This is a genomic window from Stenotrophomonas sp. SXG-1, assembly GCF_014083965.1.
In the GTDB taxonomy this organism is placed as follows: Bacteria; Pseudomonadota; Gammaproteobacteria; order Xanthomonadales; family Xanthomonadaceae; genus Stenotrophomonas; species Stenotrophomonas geniculata.
Map to the genome: position 1 here is coordinate 374354 of NZ_CP046588.1, position 16873 is coordinate 391226.

17 protein-coding genes are annotated in these 16873 nt (G+C 67.1%); 9 read left to right on the forward strand and 8 right to left on the reverse strand.

Going from position 1 to position 16873, the window contains the following annotated elements:
- Window positions 1-14: 14 nt before the first annotated feature.
- The 4 genes from GOC52_RS01670 to cyoE are packed head-to-tail and all read left to right on the forward strand — an operon-like array spanning window position 15 to window position 3407.
- Complete coding sequence (locus GOC52_RS01670; protein ID WP_043400045.1) at window positions 15-752, forward strand: SURF1 family protein; 738 nt, start codon at window positions 15-17, stop codon at window positions 750-752.
- Between the two features lie 13 nt (window positions 753-765).
- Window positions 766-1335, forward strand: coding sequence for a hypothetical protein (locus GOC52_RS01675; RefSeq protein ID WP_026347289.1), 570 nt, complete (start codon window positions 766-768; stop codon window positions 1333-1335).
- A 10-nt stretch (window positions 1336-1345) separates the two neighbouring features.
- Window positions 1346-2509, forward strand: coding sequence for a COX15/CtaA family protein (locus GOC52_RS01680; RefSeq protein WP_019336365.1), 1164 nt, complete (start codon window positions 1346-1348; stop codon window positions 2507-2509).
- A 4-nt stretch (window positions 2510-2513) separates the two neighbouring features.
- Window positions 2514-3407 carry a heme o synthase gene (gene cyoE / locus GOC52_RS01685; protein WP_014035731.1) on the forward strand — a complete coding sequence of 298 codons (894 nt, stop codon included), beginning with the start codon at window positions 2514-2516 and terminating at the stop codon, window positions 3405-3407.
- A 116-nt stretch (window positions 3408-3523) separates the two neighbouring features.
- Here cyoE and GOC52_RS01690 read toward each other — a convergent pair whose 3' ends face one another.
- The 6 genes from GOC52_RS01690 to rpsU all read right to left on the reverse strand — a co-directional run bounded on the left by GOC52_RS01690 (window position 3524) and on the right by rpsU (window position 8733).
- Window positions 3524-4495, reverse strand: a complete 972-nt coding sequence (locus tag GOC52_RS01690; protein WP_043400036.1) for a bile acid:sodium symporter family protein — start codon at window positions 4493-4495, stop codon at window positions 3524-3526.
- A 28-nt stretch (window positions 4496-4523) separates the two neighbouring features.
- Complete coding sequence (locus tag GOC52_RS01695) at window positions 4524-5024, reverse strand: protein tyrosine phosphatase family protein (RefSeq protein ID WP_143994161.1); 501 nt, start codon at window positions 5022-5024, stop codon at window positions 4524-4526.
- A 28-nt stretch (window positions 5025-5052) separates the two neighbouring features.
- Window positions 5053-6792 carry a DNA primase gene (gene dnaG / locus GOC52_RS01700; protein WP_043400033.1) on the reverse strand — a complete coding sequence of 580 codons (1740 nt, stop codon included), beginning with the start codon at window positions 6790-6792 and terminating at the stop codon, window positions 5053-5055.
- Window positions 6793-6852: 60 nt separating this feature from the next.
- Window positions 6853-7797, reverse strand: coding sequence for a YihY/virulence factor BrkB family protein (locus GOC52_RS01705; protein ID WP_049480284.1), 945 nt, complete (start codon window positions 7795-7797; stop codon window positions 6853-6855).
- Window positions 7798-7940: 143 nt separating this feature from the next.
- Window positions 7941-8384 carry a GatB/YqeY domain-containing protein gene (locus GOC52_RS01710; RefSeq protein ID WP_049435052.1) on the reverse strand — a complete coding sequence of 148 codons (444 nt, stop codon included), beginning with the start codon at window positions 8382-8384 and terminating at the stop codon, window positions 7941-7943.
- Window positions 8385-8517: 133 nt separating this feature from the next.
- Window positions 8518-8733: a 30S ribosomal protein S21 gene (gene rpsU, locus GOC52_RS01715; RefSeq protein WP_002808376.1), complete on the reverse strand. Its 216-nt coding sequence runs from the start codon at window positions 8731-8733 to the stop codon at window positions 8518-8520.
- Between the two features lie 166 nt (window positions 8734-8899).
- Here rpsU and tsaD point away from each other — a divergent pair, with 166 nt between their 5' ends.
- Complete coding sequence (gene tsaD / locus GOC52_RS01720; protein WP_049426946.1) at window positions 8900-9925, forward strand: tRNA (adenosine(37)-N6)-threonylcarbamoyltransferase complex transferase subunit TsaD; 1026 nt, start codon at window positions 8900-8902, stop codon at window positions 9923-9925.
- Window positions 9926-9958: 33 nt separating this feature from the next.
- Here the strand turns inward: tsaD and GOC52_RS01725 are convergent, their stop codons facing one another.
- The gene (locus GOC52_RS01725; protein WP_191850519.1) at window positions 9959-10624 is read right to left on the reverse strand and encodes a hypothetical protein; all 666 of its coding nucleotides are present in this window, start codon (window positions 10622-10624) and stop codon (window positions 9959-9961) included.
- 358 nt (window positions 10625-10982) lie between these two features.
- Here GOC52_RS01725 and folB point away from each other — a divergent pair, with 358 nt between their 5' ends.
- From folB to GOC52_RS01745, 4 genes are all read left to right on the forward strand, one after another.
- The gene (folB, locus tag GOC52_RS01730) at window positions 10983-11336 is read left to right on the forward strand and encodes a dihydroneopterin aldolase (protein ID WP_010484221.1); all 354 of its coding nucleotides are present in this window, start codon (window positions 10983-10985) and stop codon (window positions 11334-11336) included.
- A gap of 59 nt (window positions 11337-11395) precedes the next feature.
- Window positions 11396-12667 (forward strand): mechanosensitive ion channel family protein, encoded by a 1272-nt coding sequence (locus GOC52_RS01735; protein ID WP_010484220.1) that lies wholly within the window; start codon window positions 11396-11398, stop codon window positions 12665-12667.
- A 128-nt stretch (window positions 12668-12795) separates the two neighbouring features.
- Window positions 12796-14970, forward strand: coding sequence for a glycoside hydrolase family 3 N-terminal domain-containing protein (locus GOC52_RS01740; RefSeq protein WP_043400022.1), 2175 nt, complete (start codon window positions 12796-12798; stop codon window positions 14968-14970).
- Between the two features lie 132 nt (window positions 14971-15102).
- A complete protein-coding gene (locus GOC52_RS01745) occupies window positions 15103-15645 on the forward strand; it encodes a hypothetical protein (RefSeq protein ID WP_043400019.1) in 543 nt (180 codons plus the stop codon).
- A 46-nt stretch (window positions 15646-15691) separates the two neighbouring features.
- Here GOC52_RS01745 and GOC52_RS01750 read toward each other — a convergent pair whose 3' ends face one another.
- Window positions 15692-16858 carry a PQQ-dependent sugar dehydrogenase gene (locus GOC52_RS01750; protein ID WP_043400016.1) on the reverse strand — a complete coding sequence of 389 codons (1167 nt, stop codon included), beginning with the start codon at window positions 16856-16858 and terminating at the stop codon, window positions 15692-15694.
- Between the last annotated feature and the right edge of the window lie 15 nt (window positions 16859-16873).

The following is a 16873-nucleotide window of genomic DNA, read 5'->3' on the forward strand; positions in this document are numbered from 1 at the left end:
TGCGCGGACTTGTCATGATGCGCCAGCACACGCGCGTGCTCGGATGGCTGCTGGCCGTGCTGGCAATGGCCGGTTTCACCGCATTGGGGCTGTGGCAGCTGCAGCGCATGCATGCCAAACAGGCAATGTTGGATGCACAGGGTCCAGCCGCAGCGCAGGTACTGTCGTTGGCGCAGGCGCTGGCAGCGCCCGGTGCGTTGCATGGCGTGGCCGACCACGGTCGCTTCCTGCCCGGCGTGGTGCTGCTGGACAACCAGACCCGGCACGGCCGTGCCGGCGTGAAGATCTACCGCCCGTTCCGCAGTGACGAGGGCAGTGTGTTGCTGGTCGATCTGGGATGGCGCGCGCTGCCGCCTGATCGCACCCTGCCGGATGTGCCGTCGCCACCTTCGCCGGTGGCCGTACGTGGGTTGCTGGCGCCGCCGCCGTCAGCGGGACTGGCACTGGGCCCGGCGTTCTCCACCACCGATGAAGCGGGCCGCTGGCTGGCCAGCCGGTTGCCGGCCGAAGGCCTGGCCCGCGCGCTGGGGGTGCAGTCACTTCCCGATCGTGTACTGCGCCTGGACCCGGCGCTGCCCTTCGGCGACGAACGTGATCTGGACCTGCTGCCGAACACCTTGCCGCCGCAGCGTCACCTGGGCTACGCCGTGCAGTGGTTCGGCCTGGCCCTGACCGTGCTCGTCGTTGCGCTGGTGTTGGAGTGGCGCAGGAGGCGCGCCGTGGCACGACCGGCATCCCGTACCCAACCATGAGAAAATGCCCCGCATGAACACTGCTACGTCCCCGCAGGCGCGCGGCTCTGGCCGCCGGACCCTGGTACTGCTGTTTGCCGTGTTCTTCGGGGCGATGGCGCTGGCTGCCGTGCTGCGCTTCTCCGGCTGGCAGCCCACCGGGCACCGCAATGCCGGCCAGCTGCTGAAGCCGCCGGTGGACCTGCGCCAGCAGGCGCCGACCCTGGCCAGCGGCCAGCCTTATCCGTGGAATCCCGAGGCCCGTACCTGGCGCCTGCTGGTGGCGCCGGCCGGAGTCTGCGACGCGCAGTGCGTCACTTTGTCGCAGGGACTGGGCAAGGTGTGGCAGCTGTTCGGCCATAACGCCGATAATGTCGAAATCCTGTGGCTGGGAACGCCACCGGCGTCGATCGCCTCGCTGCCCGCGCTGCGGCCGCTGGCACCGTCGCCAGCACTGCGCGCGGCCCTGCCCGGCGTCGACGATCCGGCTGGCCTGCCGGTCTACGTGATCGATCCGAACGGCTTCGTGATCATGCGCCATGCCCCCGGCAGTGACCTGGGTGGCCTGCGCAAGGACATGGCCACGTTGCTGAAACTGAAGTGAGTCCCGTTTGATGAGCCTTTCCGCGCGTCCGGCGCTGCACCGCAATTTCCACCGCCTGGCGTGGTTCGCCATGATCATGACCGCGAGCACGATCATGTTCGGCGCCTTCGTGCGCCTGTCCGATGCCGGCCTGAGCTGCCCGGACTGGCCGACCTGCTATGGACAGGCCACCTGGCCGCAGCACGTGGAAGAGACCATCGGCCATCCGGCGGCGGAGATCCGCCCGCTGGAAACCCACAAGGCCTGGCGTGAGCAGGTGCATCGCTTCCTGGCCGGCGCGCTGGGCATCGAGATCCTGACCCTGGCGCTGCTGGCCACGCGCAAGCGGCGATTCGGAAGCACGGCGGTGGTGACCGCCTGCGTACTGGTGGCCGCCGGCATACCGCTGTACATGATGGGCTGGCACGGCACCGCCAGCGCCTTGGCCCTGATAGGCGAGGCGATCCTGCTGATCGCGGCGCTGCGCTGGAGCAACATCGACCTGGCGCGCGCTGCCCTGCTGACCCTGGCGGTGGTGATCTTCCAGGCCCTGCTGGGCATGTGGACGGTGACCCTCCTGCTGAAACCCATCGTAGTGATGGGCCACTTGCTGGGCGGCATGCTGATGTTCGCGCTGCTGGTGTGGATGGCCTGGCGCGCAACGCACATGCCGATCACCCTGGCCGAAGCACCGAAGCTGAAGTGGATGCTGCGCATCGGCGTGGCGGTGCTGGTCACCCAGATCGCACTGGGGGGCTGGGTCAGTGCCAACTACGCGGCGCTGGCCTGCGGCGGCGGCAGCGCCTCGCTGGACAACTTCCCGCGTTGCGCCAACCAGTGGTGGCCGCAGCACAACTTCGTCGAAGGCTTCACCCTGTGGCGCGGCATCGGCGTGGACTACGAAGGCGGCGTGCTGGATGGCGCCTCGCGTATCGCCATCCAGATGGCGCATCGCCTGTTCGCGGTGGTGGTGGCCGTCTACCTGCTGTGGCTGGGCGTGCGCCTGTTCCGCCTGCCGAGCATGCGTGGCTGGGCCAGCGCGCTGATCGCGCTGCTGGTGCTGCAGGTCACCCTCGGCATCCTCAATGTGAAGCTGGCGCTGCCGCTGGAAGTGGCGGTGGCCCACAACGGCGTGGCCGTTGCCCTGTTGTTCGTACTGGTCAGCCTGCTGGCCCGCCTGCGTGCCCCGGACTGATCCCATGTTTTCCAATTACCGCCAGTACTGGGACCTGACCAAGCCCAAGGTCGTCGCCCTGATCGTCTTCACCGCCCTGGTCGGCATGGTCCTGGCCATTCCGGGCGTGCCCAGCTGGGAGCAGGTGCGTGCCGGCGTGCTCGGCTTCCTCGGCATCTGGCTGGCGGCCTCGGCCGCGGCGGCGATCAACCAGCTGCTGGATGCGCACATCGATGCGCAGATGGCGCGCACTTCGTGGCGTCCGCTGGTGGTGGGCAAGGTCAAGCCGTGGCAGGTGCTGGTGTTCGCCGGCGTGCTGATCGTGCTGTCGATGACCATCCTGGTGCTGTGGGTGAACTTGATCACTGCGGTGCTGACCTTCGCCTCGCTGATCGGTTATGCGGTGATCTACACCGTGTACCTCAAGCGCGCGACCTCGCAGAACATCGTCATCGGCGGCCTGGCCGGCGCGATGCCGCCGATGCTCGGCTGGGCTGCGGTGACCGGCATGCAGGGTTCGTCGGACTGGGCGTACTCGTCGCTGCTGGTGCTGATCATCTTCATCTGGACGCCGCCGCACTTCTGGGCACTGGCGATCTTCCGCCGCGAGGACTACGCCAAGGCGGAAATTCCGATGCTGCCGGTGACCCATGGCGTGGTGCACACCCGCAAGCAGATCATGGTGTATTCGGTGGTGCTGGCACTGGTCTGCCTGCTGCCGTACCTGGTGGGCATGAGCGGTGCGTTCTACCTGGGCGGCGCGATCGTGCTCAACGCCGTGTTCCTCTGGTACGCCTGGCGCATGCTGGATCCGCCGGACGAGCTGTTCTCGATGAAGATGTTCTATTACTCCATCGTCTACCTGATGGCGCTGTTCGCCTTCCTGCTGGTGGACCACTGGATCCTGCCCTGGTTGTAAAGCGCCACCTGTAGAGCCGAGCCCATGCTCGGCTGAGGGGGGGATGGAAGAGCAGCCGAGCGTGGGCTCGGCTCTACAGTAGATCCACACCATGCGTGGATGTTCTCCTCGTCGCGTCAGGGCTTGCGCCGCGCATACCGCTGTGCGATCACGCCGCAGACGATCAGCTGGATCTGGTGGTAGATCATCACCGGCAGCACGATGGCACCGAGGCTGCCACCAGCGAACAACACCTTGGCGATCGGCACGCCCGTGGCCAGGCTCTTCTTCGAGCCGCAGAACACGATGGCGATCTCGTCCTCGCGGTTGAAGCGCAGGCGGCGGGCGATGAAGGTGATCAGCGGCATGGCGATACCCAGCAGCACCGCGGCCACCACTGCCACGGCCAGCAACGAGAGCAGCGGCGTCTTGCTCCACAGCCCTTCGGTCACTGCCTCGCCGAAGGCCGAGTACACCACCAGCAGGATGGTGGCCTGGTCGGTGTAGCGCAGCAGTGCACGCTGCTTCTCCACCCAGCCGGCAATCCACGGCCGCAGCAGGTGGCCGGCCACGAACGGCACCAGCAACTGCAGCATGATGCCGCCGATCGCATGCAGCGGATCGTGCACGCCGCCGGAGGTGCCGGCCAGCGCGGTCAGCAGCAGCGGGGTCAGGAACACGCCGAGGATGCTCGACAGCGAGGCACTGCACACCGCTGCCGGTACGTTGCCATGCGCCATCGAGGTGAACGCGATGGACGACTGCACGGTGGAGGGCAGGGTGCACAGGAACAGCACGCCCAGGTACAGCTCCGGGGTCAGCAGCCAGCCCGACAGCGGCTTGAACATCAGCCCCAGCAGCGGGAACAGGATGAAGGTGCAGGCCAGGATGGTCAGGTGCAGCCGCCAGTGCAGCATGCCGCCGATGATCGACTCGCGCGGCAGGCGCGCGCCGTGCAGGAAGAACAGCGCGGCGATGGCGACCGTGGTGACATCATCGAGGACGATGGCGGCGGCGCCCTTCATCGGCAGCAGGGAGGCCAGGCCGACGGTGCACAGCAGGGCGAGGGTGAAGTTGTCCGGTCGCAGGCGCGACCACCAGCGGGTCATGGTGGGCAGAGTCCTTGGTGCGGTGGAGTCAGGGCGAAATGGATGGCGTGGCCAGGCGCTGGCGGGTGGCGGCTTCCAGCGACTTCAGGCCGGCACGCTGGCCGAGCTGCAGGGCCTGTTCCGGGCTGGCGTGTTCGTAACGTGCATTGACCAAGCCGAGCACGGCACCGGCACGGTTGCCGGACGCGCAGTGCAGCAGCACCGGTCCCTGGCTTTGCCGCAGGGCCTGATGCACGGCGCGCACATTGGCCGCATCCAACCCCTCTGCGCCGGCCACCGGAATGCGCACATAGCGCAGGCCCAACGATTCGGCCACGCGGGTTTCATCGAAACCGCGGTCTTCGTCGGGCTGGCGCAGGTCGATCACCGTGCGCACACCCTGTGCAGCCAGTTCGCGCAGTTGTGCGGCACTGGGCTGGCCGCCGGCATACAGGCCGGGGCGGACTTCATTGAGCGGGGTATCCGCGGCCAGGACGGCCAGCGGCAGGCAGAGCGACAACAACAGCAGGCAGGTCAGGCGCAGCAGCATGGTCCTCTCCGTGAAAGCGTCTGCCCCTCTACAGGCGCAGCCCGGCGCGGGCCTTCAGCAGCTCGCGCAGTTCGTATTTGTCAGTATCGTCCAGACCCTGCTGGCGCTGTTTTGCCAACAACTCCTCCAGACGTTGCACCAGCAGCTGTTTTTCCAGCTGGGCCACCGCGTCATGCAGTTCCTGGGTCCAGCTGGCCTCGGTGCCGGGTAGCGTCTGTGCCGCCAGCGTATGCAACGAGGCCTGTTCCTCGCGGCCGTCGAAGTGTTCCAACAGGGCGCCGGTGCTGATGTCCGGGCGCTGTTCGACCAGCCCCAGCAGCTCCAGCAGCAGCTCCACGCCGGGCAGGCGCAGGCCCTGGAAGTGGTGCTTGCCGCCCAGGGTCAGCGCCAGCGACGGCTGCTGCAGCAGCACGGCGATCGCGCCGCGCACCAGGCTGCGCTTGGCCACCGGTTGAATAGTGCGTGCCGGCTGGCGCTGAGGCATCGAAGCGCGTGCAGCCTGGGCGTTGCCGCCGAGGCCGGTCAGCTGCGCCAGCTGCTGCTTCATCAGGTCGCCGAAGGCACCGTCGGGAATCTGCGCCAGCATCGGCTTGGCCCGCTCGGCCAGGCGCGCCTTGCCGTCCAGCGTGCCCAGGTTGATCTCGCGGGTCAGCTCGTCGAAGAAGAACTGCGACAGCGGCGTGGCCTGCTTCAGGCGTTCGTTGAAGGCCTCGGCGCCTTCCTTGCGCACGATGGTGTCCGGGTCCTCGCCATCGGGCAGGAACAGGAAGAAGGCCTGACGGCCATCCTTCATGCGCGGCAGCACCGACTCCAGCGCCTTCCAGCCGGCACGGCGGCCGGCGGCGTCGCCGTCGAAGCAGAAGAACACGTCCGGCGCGTTGCGGAACAGCAGCTCGGCATGGTCCGGCGTGGTGGCCGTGCCCAGCGTGGCAACTGCCTGGGTGACGCCGAACTGGAACAGCGAGACCACGTCCATGTAGCCCTCGACCACGATCAGCCGCTCGATCTTCTGGTTGGCCTGGCGCACCTGCCACAGGCCGTACAGCTCGCGGCCCTTGTGGAACAGCGCGGTCTCGGGCGAGTTGAGGTACTTGGGGCCGTCGTCCTTCTCGAACACGCGGCCGCCGAAGGCGATCACCCGGCCACGACGGTCGAAGATCGGGAACATCACCCGGTCGCGGAACTTGTCGTAGACGTGGCCGCGGTCGTTCTTGGAGAACAGGCCGGCGCGGTCGAGCAGCTTCATGCGCCGCTCGTCCTTGCCGAGCGCATCGCGCAGGCCGCTGTACCCATCCGGCGCGTAGCCGATCTGGAAGCGTGCGCGGTTCTCTTCGTCCACGCCACGCCCATCCAGGTAGCTGCGTGCCTTTTCGCTGCCCTGCAGGTTGCTCTGGAAGAACTTCGTGGCCGCCTCAAGCGCCGAATACAGCTCGCGGCTGTCGTCCTGCTGCTGGGGGCTGCGTGGGTTCTCGCTGCGCGGCACTTCCATGCCTGCGCGCTTGGCCAGTTCATCCACCGCGTCGAGGAACTCGAGGCGGTCGTAGTTCATCAGGAAGCTGATCGCGGTGCCGTGCGCGCCGCAACCGAAGCAGTGATAGAACTGCTTGGTGGGCGAGACCGTGAACGACGCCGAGCGCTCGTCATGGAACGGGCAGCGCGCTGCATATTCCTTGCCCTGTCGCTTCAACGGCACGCGGCTGCCCACCACCTCGACGATGTCGGAGCGGGCGAGCAGATCGTCGATGAAAGCGTCGGGGATACGGGCCATGGGCAACAGAACGGGGCGCGGCCGCCAGGGCGCGCAGCAGGGGCGGCAGGTTCCCCTAGTTTACTCGCTGGCGACGCCGGGACTGGCCTGTTCGGCCTCGACCCCGGCCTTGGCCAGCTGAGCCCGTGCATGCAGGCGCTCGTCGATCACCGCGGTCATCAATGCACCGACGAAGAACACGGCGGTGGCGTAGTAGATCCACACCAGTGCGATCACCAACGCGCCCATCGAGCCGTAGGCGCTGCCCGGGGCCACGGTAGCGATGTAGACGCCAATACCGTAGCGGCCAAGGGTGAACAGCACCGAGGTGATGGCGCCGCCGATGAAGGCCTGGCGCCAGGCCACGCGGCGGTCCGGCAGGTAGTGGTAGAGGAAGGCGAAGGCCAGCGTGTAGAGCAGCAGCGAGGTCAGGTAGCCGATCGCCGGCAGCACCGAGGGCAGCTGCGCGAACACCACCTGCAGTGCAGTGGTGGCGGTCATCGAGAGGATCAGCAGGAAGCCCAGTGCCAGCACCACGCCGAAGGAGAACACGCGCTTGCGCAGCCACGCCTTGACGCCTTCCAGGCGCTGGCCGCTGGTGTGGAAGATGCGGTTCAGCGCGTTCTGCAGCTGGGCGAACACGGCGGTGGCACCGACGAACAGCAGCAGCGTGCTCCACAGCCCGGCCAGCGAACCTACGCTGGGCTGGCTGTTGGCGTTGTGCAGCACGGTGTCGGCGACGCTGGCCACGCTGCTGCCGGCCACCGAACCGATCTGGCTGATTAACGTCTGTTGTGCTGGCGGGTACAGCGAGGCAGTCAGCCACAGCAGCAGTACCAGCAGCGGTGCCATCGACAGCAGGGCGTAGAAGGAGACCGAGGCGGCCTGGGTCAGCACGTCGATTTCGACGAAGCGCTTGGCGACCGCCATCGGGAAGCTGTCCTGCAGGCGGTCAGCATAGTGGCGAAGCCGTGCGGGGATGCCGTGGGGACGCGTGTCGGTGGGGGCGTTGGATTGCTCGACCATGGGGGTGTTGTAACAGCCGGCGGTCGAAGGAGCGGTGAAGCGGGTGTTGCATCTGTAGCGCCGGGCCAAGCCCGGCGATCGTGCCGCGATGGGGTCAGAGCCCTTTCGCATGGCGAAAGGGATCCGACCCCTCCGGTGCTGGATTACGCCAGCAGCTGCTTGACCAGCTTGGAGACCAGGCCCATGTCGGCCTGGCCGGCGAGCTTGGGCTTCAGCGCGCCCATCAGCTTGCCCATGTCGGCCGGGCCGGAAGCACCGGTTTCGGCGATGGCGGCCTGGATGGCGGCCACGATCTCGGCTTCGCCCATCTTGGCCGGCAGGTAGGCTTCGATGACCACGATCTCGGCGCGCTCGATCTCGGCCAGGTCTTCGCGGTTGGCGGCTTCGAACTGGCTGACCGAGTCCTTGCGCTGCTTGACCATCTTGTCGAGCACGGCGATCACGGCGGTGTCGTCCAGTTCGATGCGCTCGTCCACTTCGCGCTGCTTGATGGCGGCGTTGATCAGGCGGATCACGCCCAGCTTGTGCTTCTCGCCCGCCTTCATGGCGGCCTTCATGTCTTCGGTGAGCTGCTGCTTCATGCTCATGAGGAACCTCGTGGTGGTAGGTGGGGCGGGGCGGATGCCCGAACCCGGAAACGCAAAAAGCCGGCGACGCTCGCGCGTGCCGGCTTCGGCTCCATCGCGACAGGCAAGCCCGCCGCAATGAAGATGCGTCCGATCAGTACAGGCGCTGACGCTTGGTAACGTCGCGCGACGAGCGGCGCAGCTGACGCTTCACAGCAGCGGCGGCCTTGCGCTTGCGCTCCTGGGTCGGCTTTTCGTAGAACTCGCGCTTGCGGGTTTCGGCCAGCACACCGGCCTTTTCGCAAGTGCGCTTGAAGCGGCGAAGAGCAAACTCGAAGGGCTCGTTCTCGCGGACTTTGACGCTGGGCATGGAATCTCCGGGACACAGTAGAACCGGGTCACGCCCGGCGAGCCGCACATTATAGCGGCGAATAGACAAACTGCAAGCGGCCAACCCTGAATACGGGCCGGAAGTTCGAAAGCAGTGAGATCTGCACATCCCCCGAGGGGGCGGCAGGGGCGTCATAATAGCAGGCATGCGAGTCCTTGGCATCGAATCTTCCTGTGATGAGACCGGCGTGGCGGTGTATGACACCGACCTGGCCGGCAGCGCGGCCCTGCGCGCCCATGCGGTCTACAGCCAGATCGCCCTGCATGCCGAGTACGGCGGTGTAGTGCCCGAGCTGGCCAGCCGCGACCACGTCCGCAAGCTGCTGCCGCTGGTGCGCCAGACCCTGGCCGAAGCCGGTCTCGGCGTAGGCGACATCGACGGGGTGGCCTACACGGCCGGTCCCGGCCTGGTTGGCGCGCTGCTGGTGGGCGCCGGCGTGGCCCGCTCGCTGGCCTGGGCGCTGGAGGTGCCGGCGGTGGGCGTACACCATATGGAAGGCCACCTGCTGGCCCCGCTGATGGAAGACGACCCGCCGGAAGCGCCGTTCGTGGCACTGCTGGTGTCCGGTGGCCATACCCAGCTGGTGGCGGTGGACGCCATCGGCCAGTACCGGCTGCTGGGCGAGACCCTGGACGATGCGGCCGGCGAGGCCTTCGACAAGACCGCCAAGCTGATGGGCCTGCCGTACCCGGGTGGCCCGCAGCTGGCCAGGCTGGCCGAGCAGGGCACGCCGGGCGCGTACCGCTTCGCGCGACCGATGACCGACCGCCCGGGGCTGGATTTCAGTTTCTCCGGCCTGAAGACCCAGGTGCTGATGGCCTGGCGCGACAGCGACCAGAGCGAGCAGACCCGCGCCGACATCGCCCGTGGCTTTGAAGATGCCGTGGTCGAGACCCTGTCGATCAAGTGCGAGCGCGCGCTGGAAGCGGCCGGGACCAACGTGATCGTGGTGGCCGGCGGCGTCGGCGCCAACAAGCGCCTGCGCGCGCGCCTGCAGCAGATGGCCGAGCGCCTGGGCGGCCGCGCCTGTTTCCCGCGGCCTGCGCTGTGCACCGACAACGGCGCGATGATCGCCTTCGCTGGCGCGCTGCGCCTGCAGGCCGGCCAGCACAGCCCGCCGAAGGTGGACGTGACCCCGCGCTGGGACATGGCGACCCTGCCGGCGGTCTGATCCGGCAGCGCCGGGCCACGCCGGGCGGACGTATTACCGACGCCCTGCCAACGGCGACGCCGCCAACACGGTCGTCGCCCGCTCATGGCGCTGCAGCCAGCCCAGGGTGTGCGGGCAGCGGGCGTGGATCAGCCGCCCGATCGCGGCCAGGTCGGCGCCGATGTCGCGTTCCAGGATGGGTTCGTGGTGCGCGATCCGGTTGCGCAGGTGGCGGATGCGTCCAATGTCTGCGTGGACGGCTTTCCTGATGACACTGGGATGTGCCGAAGGTGCATGACGTAGAACCCCACCAAGTGCGGGTATCCACAGGGTGGAGTCGAAGCGACATGTAAAGAGCTGCTGCCAGAACACCATTGGCAGGTTGGCGACGATCTCAGGTGTATCGGTTACGCGGCTGGCAAGTTGTTCCAGTGCCGTGCGTGGAGAAGTACTGGATGAAGTTGGCAGTCTGCGTCGGAAGGCATCATTCCACGGCCAACGCGGGCCGTGCTGTCGGGTAAGCACAGCTGCAGCGGCGTTGCGAATGACCACCTCGCACAGATGGACCGGCATCATCAGCGCACCGCACATTCGCATGTTCCAGAGATACAGGGTATCGGCAGTGACGTCAGGGCTGCAGGTCGATGCGATTCTCTCGTAAGTCGACAGGCGCTCCGCTGACAACGCGCGCCGCAGTACATCGTATGGAGCCATCGTCATGTGCGGTGGTGAAGGAGGGCTCAATGTTCGCGAGAGTGGGCGGCGACCACCATCAGGGAACGTAGTTGTCCGCGCGGCTGATTTCCTGCGTTTCGCCTCGGGCGAATACCTGACCTGCCCTGTCGGAATTGGCCTTGACCGGCGATCTGGTCCTTGCCTAATCTGCGTGCCTGCGCCACCGGGACTCGCGGCTGGATTCCAGCTCCCCCTGGGGACAAACGGTAGTACCAAAGGGCCCTGCTAGCGGGGCCCTTTGTCTTTTCCGGGCCCGCCCCGTGCCGGCCACCCATCGCCCGTTCCGGGCAGGGTCACCGCCGTGCCGTTACCATGGCCCCCTGTATTCGGGCGGGTAAGCGCAATGGACAAGGTTTTCATCGAGGGGCTGACGATCGACGCCCTGATCGGTATCTACGATTGGGAGCGACGGATCCGCCAGGACCTGGTGTTCGACCTGGAAATGGGCTTCGACAACCGTCGCCCTGCGGCTACCGATGACATTGCCCACACCCTGAACTACAAGGCGGTGAGCAAGCGCCTGGAGCAGTTCGTGCGCGAATCGGAATTCGGTCTGGTCGAGACCCTGGCCGAGCGTTGCGCGCAGATCGTACTGGAGGAGTTCGACGTGAAGTGGCTGCGCTTGAAGCTGAGCAAGCCCGGTGCGGTGCGCGGCGCGCGCGCGGTGGGCGTGATCATCGAGCGCACGCGGGACTGACCCGGTCATGCCGGCCGCTGGCCGGCAACCTCAACAGCAATGAAGAAAGGAGACAACTGATGGTGGACGCGGTGGTGGCGGTACAGTGGCTGGAAAAGCTGCAGAACACACTGGAACCCTATCCCGGCGCCTACCTGGCGTTGATGATCTCGGCGCTGCTGATCGCAGCGGGCCTGGCCAACTGGGTGACCAAGCGCATCCTGGTGCGTGGCCTGCGGCGCCTGCTGCAGCGCCTGCCGGGTGCCGAGTCCGGGCGTGGCAGCCATTTGATGCGGGTCATTTCGCGCCTGTCCAACGTGGTGCCCAGCCAGGTGATCGCCTCGGGCATCACCCTCATCCCCGACCTGCCGCCGGGCCTGGTCAATGTGATCATCAAGCTGTGCATCGTGTGGGCGGTACTGACCGTGTCGATGGCGTTCTCGCATGCGCTGGACGCGGCCAACAGCCTGTACGAGCGCAAGCCCGACGCACGCAACAAGCCGATCAAGGGCTACCTGCAGGTGGTCAAGATCGTGGTGTTCGTGGCCGCCGGCCTGTCCATCATCGCCACCCTGCTGGGGGTCGCCCTGGGGCCACTGGTCACCGGCCTGGGCGCGGCCACCGCGGTGCTGATGCTGATCTTCCAGGACACCATCCTGTCGCTGGTGGCCAGCGTGCAGATCAGTGGCGACGGCCGCGTGCGCATCGGCGACTGGATCGAGATGCCCAGCCAGAACGCCGATGGTGATGTGATCGACATCGCCCTGCACACCATCACCGTGCAGAACTTCGACAAGACCATCACCACCATCCCGACCAAGAAGCTGGTGACCGAGTCGTTCAAGAACTGGCGCGGCATGCAGGAGGCCGGTGGCCGCCGCATCAAGCGCGCGCTGTACCTGGACCAGCACAGCGTCGGATTCCTGGACGAGGGCGACCTGGCCTTCCTCGGCCAGTTCGCGCTGCTGCGCGACTACCTGCAGGACAAGGAACAGGAGCTGGGGCAGTGGAACGGGCGCCTGCGCGAGCAGGGCGTGGCCGAGGTCAACAGCCGCCGGGTGACCAACCTGGGCACCTTCCGTGCCTATGTGGAGCGCTACCTGCGCAGCCATCCGGGCATCCACACCGACATGACCCTGCTGGTGCGGCAGCTGCAGCCGACCACCGAAGGCCTGCCGCTGGAGCTGTACTGCTTCACCCGTAGCACCGCTTGGGGCGAGTACGAGGCGGTGCAGTCGGACATCTTCGACCACCTGCTGGCGATCCTGCCGGCCTTCGGCCTGCGCGTGTTCCAGGCCTCCAGCGACGCCATGTTGATGGCCGGGCAGCGCCAGTTGGCCGGCTCGGAGTAAGCTGCGGTGCCCCCGGCGGGTCCATACGGTCCCCGCTGGTGGCTGAAACTGAATGAAGAAACCTCTCGCCAAACGGCTCGGGATCGCTAGAATGCCGGGCTTGTAAACGTTTTCATCAAGGACTGCCGGTGGCCTCCGATCGCATCGAATCCCTCATTGCCCAGATGACCGTCGAGGAAAAGGTCGGCCAGCTGGGTGTCTTCGCAGACATGGTCCGCCCGTTCGCCCCGGACGTGAACCCGGAAGCCAACGTGCGCAATGCCGACCAGGTGCTGCAGCAGGTGCGCGAGGGCAAGGTCGGCTCGCTGTTCAATGGTGTCGGCGCCGAGCTGGGCCGCCGCATCCAGCAGGTCGCCACCGAGGAGAGCCGCCTGGGCATCCCGGTGATCCTGGCTGCCGACGTCATCCACGGCATGCGCACCGTGTTCCCGATCCCGCTGGGCGAGGCCGCCAGCTTCGAACCGGAGCTGGCCGAGCGCACCGCGCGCGCCACCGCCATCGAAGCCACCGCTGCCGGCCTGCACTGGACCTATGCCCCGGCCGTGGACATCGCCCGCGACCAGCGCTGGGGCCGTGGCGCCGAAGGTGCCGGTGAGGACGTGGTGCTGGGCTGTGCGTTCGCCGCCGCCCGCGTGCGCGGCTTCCAGGGCAGCGACCTGCGCGCCGCCGATTCGCTGCTGGCCACGCCGAAGCACTTCGCCGCCTATGGCGCGGTGATGGCCGGCATGGAATACAACATGGTGGACATCTCGCCGCAGACCCTGCGCGACGTGCACCTGCCGCCGTTCAAGGCCGCCTTCGACGCCGGCGCGATCACCGTGATGTCCTCGTTCAACGACATCAACGGCGTGCCGGCCAGCGCCAATGCCGAACTGCTGACCGACATCCTGCGCGGCGAATGGAAGTTCCCGGGCGTGGTGATCTCCGATTACACCGCCGACATGGAACTGGTCGCGCACGGCTATGCCGCCGACGATCGCGATGCCACCGCCAAGGCATTCACCGCCGGCCTGGACCTGAGCATGCAGAGCGGCTTCTACGCCGAGCACCTGCCGGGCCTGGTCGAGAGCGGCGAGGTGCCAATGGCGGTGCTGGATGAGGGCGTGCGCCGCATCCTGTGGCTGAAGGAAACCATCGGCCTGTTCGACGACCCGTACCGTTCGCTGGACCCGGCGCGCGAAGCCGATACCTCGCACATCGCCGCGCATGACGAGCTGTCGCGTGATGCCGCGCGCCGCTCGATCGTGCTGCTGAACAACCGCGACAACGTGCTGCCGCTGCAGAAGACCGGGCAGAAGATCGCGCTTATCGGCCCGTTCGTGCAGGACCGCGAGAACATTGAAGGCTGCTGGACGCTGTTCGGTGACAAGCAGCGCTACGTGGATCTGGAAACCGGCGTCCGTGCCGCCATCGGTGACGAAGCGCTGCTGGAGATCGTGCCGGGCTGCGAACTGGAAACTGCCATTCCGGGCGGCACCGAAGCAGCCGTGGCTGCCGCTCTGCGCGCCGACGTGGTGGTGCTGGCGCTGGGCGAACCGCAGCGCTACAGCGGTGAAGCGCAGTCGCGCGTGGAGATCACCCTGCCGCCGGCCCAGCAGGCGCTGGCCGAGGCCGTGGCGATGACCGGCAAGCCGCTGGTGGTGCTGCTGCGCAATGGCCGCGCGCTGGCGCTGCAGGGCGCGGTGCGCAATGCACAGGCGGTGGCGGTGACCTGGTACCTGGGCACGCAGACCGGCCACGCTGTGGCCGATGTGCTGTTCGGCGACTACAGTCCGTCCGGCCGCCTGCCGGTCAGCTTCCCGCAGGTATCCGGCCAGCAGCCGTACTTCTACAACCACCCGCGCACCGGTCGCCCGGAACTGCCGACCATGTCGGAGTTCAAGGCCCGTTGGCGCGAGATTCCGAACGAACCGCTGTACCCGTTCGGCCATGGTATCGGCTACACCAGCTTCGCCTACGGCGTGCCGCAGCTCAGCGCGGCGCAGTTGGGCTGGGACGACACCCTGACCATCACCACCACGCTGACCAACAGCGGTGATGTGGCCGGCGAGGAAGTGGTGCAGTTGTACATCCATGACCGCGTGGCCAGCCGCGTGCGTCCTGTGCGTGAGTTGAAGGACTTCCGCAAGGTGGCACTGCAGCCGGGCGAGTCGACCGAGGTGGTGTTCACCCTCACCCGCGAGCAGCTGTCGTTCACCGGCCGCGACGGCGTGCTGCGCGCCGAGCCGGGCGTGTTCGACGTGTGGGTATGCGCCTCGTCGGCGGCCGGTGAAGCCGTGCAGTTCGAGTTGCTGAAGGGTTGATTGAAGAAAAAGGGGGCGGAGGGGATTAAGTCGTTTGTGGCACAAACGACTTAATCCCCTCCGCCCCCTTTTTCTGTTGCCGTCACCGTGACGGCGCTACCATCGGGCTCCCTGTTTCGATGGAGTGCGCGCATGCGCCGGATGGCTTGTCTGATTCCCGCCCTGTTGCTGGCCGCCTGTTCGCAGCCGGCGCCGCCGGCCGAGCCTGCGGCGGATGCTCCGCCGCCGATGGAGGCCAGTGCTGCAGCGACGCCTGCGGCTGAATCGGTGACGCCGACGGCCGAACCCGCCGCAACCGCACCGGCGGAAGCGCCCGCCGAAGACGCACGCGCGCGCATCGAGTCGCTGCTTGGCGATGCGGCGCAGTACGAAAAGGTGTTCAACGCGTTCAAGACTGCGGTGGTCGGCGGTGATCGTGCTGCCGTGGTCGAGGAAGTGCACTTCCCGTTGAACATCAGCGGCGGAAAGAAGATCACCGGCCCCGGTGAGTTCCAGCGCAACTACGAGAAGATCATCACCCCGGCGGTGGTCAAGGCGGTGTCCGAACAGGACTTCGGCAAGGTCTTCGTCAACCAGCAGGGCGTGATGATTGGCGATGGACAGGTGTGGTTGAACGGGCAGTGCCTGGACCAGGCCTGCACGAAGACCGAGGTGAAGGTCATCACCATCCAGTAAACGGAAACGGCCCCGCATGCGGGGCCGTTCCGGGAAAAGGTGCCGATCAGGCCTTCGGCGTCAGCTTCAACAGGCGCGCCTTGCTGCCATCTTCCAGCAGCCACAGCGCGCCATCCGGACCCTGTTCCACTTCGCGGATGCGCTCGCCCATGTTGAAGCGTTCGGCCTCGCGCGCGCTGTCGCCGTCGAACGCCACACGCACCAGCGAGGTCGACGACAGCCCACCGATGAAGCCGCTGCCCTTCCACTGCGGGAACAGGCTGCCGCTGTAGATCACGAAGCCGGCCGGCGAGATCACCGGCGTCCAGGTCACCTTCGGGGCGGCGAATTCCGGACGCGTGTCGTGGTCGGGAATCGGTCGGCCGTCGTAATGGTCGCCGTTGGAGACGATCGGGTAACCGTAGTTGGTGCCGCGCACGATCAGGTTCAGTTCGTCGCCGCCGGCCGGGCCCATCTCGTGTGCCCACAGCTTGCCGTTGGCGTCGAAGGCCATGCCGAGGATGTTGCGGTGGCCCAGCGACCACACCTGCGCGGCCACGCCGCCCTGCGAGGCGAACGGGTTGTCGGCCGGCAGGCTGCCGTCATCGTTGAGGCGGATGATCTTGCCGAGGTTGCCGCCCATGTCCTGCGCCGGATCGAACTTCTGCCGCTCGCTGGAGCTGATCCACAGCTTGCCGTCCGGGCCGAAAGCGAGGCGGTGGCCGTAGTGGCCCTCACCGCTGACCTTGGGGCTCTGCCGCCAGATCACCTTCAGGTCCTTGAGCTGACCGGCGCCGTTGGCGTCCAGCGCCAGCGTGGCACGGGCCACGGCAGCACCGCGGGTGTCCAGCGTGCCTTCCTCGGCGTAGCTGAGGTACACAACGTGATTACGGGCGAAATCGGGATGCAGGATGATGTCGCCGAAACCGCCCTGGCCACCGTAGGCGACCTTCGGAACGCCGGTGATCTCGTGCTTCTGGCCGCTGGCCAGATCCAGGTGCTGCAGCTTGCCGCGCTTCTCGGTGACCAGCAGGCTGCCATCGGGCAGGAAGGTCATCGCCCACGGCTGGTCGAAACGGCTGACCTCGGTGGCGGTGAACGGGCGCTGGTCGGCGGCGGCGGATGCCGTGGCCGTGGCCTGGGCGCCGTTGGCGGCCGGGTCGGCGGCATTGCAGGCGGAGGTGGCGAGGATCGGCACCAAGCCGAGGGCGAGCAGCAGGGGCATGCGGGTCATGGGTATCTCCAGGGC